The sequence below is a fragment of the Tabrizicola sp. T46 genome, from assembly GCF_057219895.1.
Genome location: NZ_JBXVVV010000009.1, coordinates 1 through 1378, shown reverse-complemented (window position 1 = coordinate 1378; position 1378 = coordinate 1). Strand labels below are relative to the sequence as shown.

Below are 1378 nucleotides of genomic sequence, written 5' to 3'. Positions count from 1 at the left end.
CGTGATGCGGGCTTGGGCAAGGGCAATGGTTCTGGCAGCGGCAGGGGCCCTTGCGGCACCGATGGCCGCGGCAGAGACGCTGACGGATGCGCTGATCGCCGCCTATCGCAACTCGAACCTTCTGGAGCAGAACCGTGCGGTGCTGCGCGCGGTGGACGAAGACTTTGCCACCGCGGTGTCGGCCCTGCGGCCGGTGATTGCCTATACGGCGCAGGCGGGCTGGGCGAAGCTGGATGTCAACACGCAAGCGGGCCGCGCGGTGGTCGAGGACACCTCCGCCTCGCTGACCCTGTCGGCCGAGATGGTGCTGTTCGATTTCGGCCGCAACCGGCTTGGGATCGAGATCGCCCGGGCCAGCGTGCTCGCGACGCGGCAGGCGCTGGTGCAGGTCGAGCAGCAGGTGCTGCTGGCAGCGGTCCGGGCCTATGTCGAGGTGAAGGTGGCCCAGGAACTGGTGGTGAACCAGCAAAGCAACGTCCGGCTGATCACCGAGGAACTGCGCGCTGCCGAGGCGCGTTTCGAGGTGGGTGAGGCGACGCGCACGAACGTGGCCATCGCCGAGGCCCGGCTTGCGGGGTCGCGCGCCTCGCTGGCCTCGGCCGAGGGGGCCTTGCTGGTTGCCCGCGAGGCCTACAAGGCGGCGACCGGGGCCTATCCCGGCAATCTTGCCCCGCTGCCGGCCCTGCCGGCGCTCCCGCGCACGCTGGAAGAGGCGCAGGCCGTCGCGCGCAGCACCAACCCGTCGATCCGGCAGGCCCAGAACCTTGTCACGCTTGCAGACCTGCAGGTCGCCCTGGCCGAGGCACAGCGGATGCCGTCGATCGGCGCCGGTGTCTCGCTGGAGACCGACAATCTCGGGCTCGACTCGCAGCGTGTCGGGCTGACGATGAACCAGACGCTCTATGCCGGGGGACGGCTGTCATCGCTGCAGCGGCAGGCGATTGCCGGGAAGGACCGGGCCAATGCCACGCTGATGCAGACGGCGGTGGAGGTGATGGAGGCCGTGGGCGTGGCCTGGGCGAACCTTGAGGTTCAGGCGGCCTCGATTGCCGCCACGGAAGAGCAGGTCCGGGCGGCCGAAACCGCGTTCGAAGGCGTCCGGCAGGAGGCCGAGGTCGGGTCGCGGACGACGCTCGACGTGCTTGACCAGGAACAGGAGCTGCTGGATGCGCGCAACGACAGGTTGCGGGCGCAGGCGTTGCGCTACGTCGGTGTATATCAGCTTCTGGCGACGATGGGCCTGATGACGGTGGACCATCTGCAGCTCGGGATCGCCACCTACGACCCCGAGGCCTACTTCAACGCCGTGCAGAACGCGCCCTCGCATTCGGTGCAGGGCAAGAAGCTGGACCGCATCCTGGAAAAGATCGGCAACTGA

At 68.7% G+C, this 1378-nt stretch carries 1 protein-coding gene; it reads left to right on the top strand.

Features of this window, described 5'->3' with window-relative positions; translation table 11 throughout:
- Positions 1-4: 4 nt before the first annotated feature.
- Complete coding sequence (locus tag AC2D9V_RS17815) at positions 5-1378, top strand: TolC family outer membrane protein (protein WP_484715433.1); 1374 nt, start codon at positions 5-7, stop codon at positions 1376-1378.

What these genes read in the sequence shown, in the direction of transcription:
- AC2D9V_RS17815 (WP_484715433.1), top strand. Translation starts at nt 5, where the DNA reads ATGCGGGCTTGGGCAAGGGCAATGGTTCTGGCAGCGGCAGGGGCCCTT.